The organism is Mesorhizobium sp. M7A.F.Ca.CA.003.01.2.1, assembly GCF_003998945.1.
GTDB classification, from domain to species: domain Bacteria; phylum Pseudomonadota; class Alphaproteobacteria; order Rhizobiales; family Rhizobiaceae; genus Mesorhizobium; species Mesorhizobium ciceri.
On record NZ_RZRA01000638.1, the window covers coordinates 1 to 3,363 of the forward strand.

The following is a 3,363-nucleotide window of genomic DNA, read 5'->3' on the forward strand; positions in this document are numbered from 1 at the left end:
CGAGCGTGGCGGCTAATCCTGCCGGCGCTCGGGCTTGATAAGCAATTCGCGATTGCGCCGCCGCAGCTTGGCCAACCGATGCCGCTCCGGCCGTTCGGAAGCCGGCGCGATGCCCCAATAGTTGCGATAGATGTCTTCAAATAGATAGCTCACGGGATGCATGATGTGCGCTCCTTTCAGCGCCTGAATCGATCCAATCGAGAGGTGCGAAAAACCGACCCCGATCAGCTCCGCTTGCGCTCCACAAGGAACCGCAACTCGCGGACCCATAGACTGGTTTTGCCGCGGCGCTTCTGCGTCGCGGTGTTCGACGAGATGCTCCAGTCGTTGCGGTAAATGTCTTCGAACAGAAAATTGACGGGATGCATGACACAAGTCCCTACTTGATGTTGAATCGATCCAATTCTGCCAGCAGGCGTTTCCTTGGATCGATTCAAACATAGGCCCTATCGAAGCCACGATCAAGCCAAAATTTGAACCGATCCAACGAAAGTGTTAAATGGGAAGAATTCAGGAGACGAAGATGGCGCCACTTATCTCTGCAAAGACAAGACCGGTCCGGCTGGCGGACATTGCCAAGGCAGCCGGCGTGTCGCACGGCACCGCGTCCAACGTCTTCGCCCGTCCGGAGATCGTGCGCGAGGAGGTCCGTGAACGGGTCAAGGCGGCAGCCGAGGCCATGGGATATGGCGGACCGGATCCCAAGGGCCGGCTGCTGCGCGCCGGCAAGGTCAATGCCATCGGTGTCGCGACCGCGGAACCCCTCTCCTATTTCTTCGACGATCCCTTTGCCCGGGTGATGATGGCCAGCATCTCGCAGGCTTGTGACGCGACCGGTGCGGGGATTTCGCTGGTCTCCGCCGTCAATGGGGAGCAGCTCGCGTGGAACATCCAGAGTGCGCTGGTCGATGGCTTCATCGTCTTCTGTGTCGATGGCGGCTCAAAGCTGGTCCAACTGGCGCGCGAACGCAAGCTCCCCTTTGTGGCGCTCGATCTCGATTCGGACGACGACGATGCGGTCGCGGCGATCGGCGTCGACAACATCGCCGGTGCCGGCCTGGCGGCCCGCCACCTGACCGAACTCGGACATCGCCGCTTTGCCGTGCTTACCCTGCCCTGTGCCGACGCAGGCTTCGGCCCTACCACAAGGGAGCAGGTGGAAATGGCCCTCTATTCCGCTACGCGGGACCGCTTGCGTGGCTATTTCGCGGAACTCTCCCGCGTCGACATCGACGTCTCGCGTGTGCCGATCTACGAGACCGTCAATGACGAGAAGAGCGTGTGGGCCGGCCTCGACCATATTTTCGCCGGTGCCGAGGCGCCGACAGCCATCCTGGCGATGTCGGACAGGATGGCGCTCCATGCGCTGGACTGGCTGCGGCAGCACGACATTGCGGTACCGGGCGATGTTTCTGTCGTCGGCTTCGACGGTGTTCCGGAAGGGGCGGTTTCCAAGCCGCCGCTGACCACGATCGTCCAGCCGATCGCCGAGATGGGCCGCCTTGCCGTCAAGGCGATCCTTGAAAATGATGGTTCGTTCAGCCGGCAATCGCTGCCGGTCGAACTCGTGGTGCGGGCCTCATCCGGCCCCTCGCCCACCTGAGCTCAACGGCCCATTCTTGTCGCCATGCCCGGCATCGCGAAGGATGCAGCATGGACGGGCGGTGCGGCGCTGTGAGCCGGCCTGCTTTTGGCGGACCAGCCAAGGCCCGATAGCCATTCGAGATAGTAGGCGAGCGCGAACTGCATGACGATGCCGGCCGATATCAACAGGCTGTCATAGGCAAATCCGCCCGGATTGATCAGCTTCAGCACCTGCGCCGCCATTGCAAGCACCGTGCCGGCAATGAAAACCGGCAGCGATCGTTTGCCCAATATGGCAAGCGGATGATCGCGCCCGGTGCGAAACAGATTCGAGATCGCCGGGAATGCCACGATCAGGTAGCTCACTGCGAGTATATGCAGGAGCCTCGGCAGCGACAGGAACGTCTTGTCGAAACCGGTCAGCACCGGAGGCAGGCCAAACCAGGAGATATGCCCCCAGAGCGGGCTGTGCACCCAGACCAGGGCCACAACGGTGTAGGCCAAGGCCGCCCCAACCAGCCAGCGATTGACCGGGATGGTGCCGCCGCGACGCACATGCAGCGTGCCCGCCAGGCCGATGTTGAAAAGGAACTGCCACGACAGCGGGTTGAGAAACCAGAAGCCGGGCTCGGGGTAGTTGGGCGGAGCAATCTGATAAATCCCCGCGACCAGCCACAGGGCGCCGGATGCCACCAGTGCCAGGACCGGCCGATAGCTGACAATGAGCAGGAACAGCGGCGCCAGCAAGAGCAGCACCGCATAGACGGGCAGGATGTTGTTGTACCCAAGTTGGTGGCCGAGCGTCACGATGCCGATCAGCACCTGCGGCGTATTCTTGATCAACGGCTCGATGTTGATCATCGTCAAAAGCTCCGGCCGCCTGGCAAACACTGCCGCAGCGCAGAAAATGGCCATCACCACCATGGTGGTGACGATGTGGGTGGCATAAAGCACACCGGCGCGGCGCAACATCTTCAAAGTTGCCAGCAGCCGGTTTCCAGGCTGGAATTTCTTGCCGTAGGCGAGCGCGACCGAGATTCCCGAGATCAGCACGAAGACCTCCGCCGCATCCGAAAAGCCGAAATTCTTGTATGTCAGATACTCGAAGGCGGTACCCGGCACATGGTCGACATAGATGGTCAACAAGGCGAGAGCACGGATCACATCGATGCGCGTGTCGCGCTCAGTGCGGTCCGGGACACGCGCCTCGCGGTCCGGGACACGCGCCTCGCGGTCTGGGACACGCGCATCGCGGTCCGGGGAAATCTGGGTGGTCATCGACAAAAAGGCCTCAAAGCTGGTTGTTCATACCGGCAATGCGACCCCCGGCGCACCGCTTCGATTCCTCCCGAAGGATGTTATCGGCGGAGAAACGGACTGTAATGCGCCCGGTTCAATCAACTTTCGCGGGGCTTGAAAATATTGCGTTTTGAAGCCGGCAAATTGAGCGAAAAGTCATATAATCAAGAGGATGGTCGATGATCGACGAGACCTCACAAGATGGTGCGTTGCGGCGTGATCTCGCCTTCCACTACCGGCTTTACGGCGCGGCGGATTCAACGGGCGACTGCTTCTTCCTGCTGCATGGGTCGGGTGTCGACGAGACGACATTGGTGCCGCTGGCGCGAGAGATCGCACCGCGTGCCACGCTCGTCGCGGTGCGTGGCCGCGTTGTCCAGGAGGATGGTTTCCGCTGGTTCGCGCGGATCACGCCGACGCGCTTCGAACAGGCGAGCATCCGCACCGAAACCGAGGCCTTTGCGGGCTTCGTCGCTGACG

General features: G+C 61.4%; 3 protein-coding genes and 1 pseudogene. 2 read left to right on the forward strand and 2 right to left on the reverse strand.

Features of this window, described 5'->3' with window-relative positions; translation table 11 throughout:
- Nucleotides 1–12: 12 nt before the first annotated feature.
- Complete coding sequence (locus EN969_RS35370) at nucleotides 13–441, reverse strand: hypothetical protein (protein ID WP_164746092.1); 429 nt, start codon at nucleotides 439–441, stop codon at nucleotides 13–15.
- A gap of 82 nt (nucleotides 442–523) precedes the next feature.
- On the opposite strand from EN969_RS35370, the gene EN969_RS22740 reads away from it, so the two are divergent.
- Nucleotides 524–1,603, forward strand: coding sequence for a substrate-binding domain-containing protein (locus tag EN969_RS22740; RefSeq protein WP_063167760.1), 1,080 nt, complete (start codon nucleotides 524–526; stop codon nucleotides 1,601–1,603).
- A 2-nt stretch (nucleotides 1,604–1,605) separates the two neighbouring features.
- Here EN969_RS22740 and EN969_RS22745 read toward each other — a convergent pair whose 3' ends face one another.
- Nucleotides 1,606–2,862, reverse strand: a complete 1,257-nt coding sequence (locus tag EN969_RS22745) for an OpgC family protein (RefSeq protein WP_082826437.1) — start codon at nucleotides 2,860–2,862, stop codon at nucleotides 1,606–1,608.
- 200 nt (nucleotides 2,863–3,062) lie between these two features.
- Here EN969_RS22745 and EN969_RS22750 point away from each other — a divergent pair.
- Nucleotides 3,063–3,363: pseudogene (locus tag EN969_RS22750) on the forward strand (alpha/beta hydrolase); the annotation flags it as partial.

Bases quoted from the DNA above. Each gene is read 5' to 3' on its own strand.
- EN969_RS35370 (WP_164746092.1), bottom strand. From the start codon at position 441: ATGTTTGAATCGATCCAAGGAAACGCCTGCTGGCAGAATTGGATCGAT.
- EN969_RS22740 (WP_063167760.1), top strand. From the start codon at position 524: ATGGCGCCACTTATCTCTGCAAAGACAAGACCGGTCCGGCTGGCGGAC.
- EN969_RS22745 (WP_082826437.1), bottom strand. From the start codon at position 2,862: ATGACCACCCAGATTTCCCCGGACCGCGATGCGCGTGTCCCAGACCGC.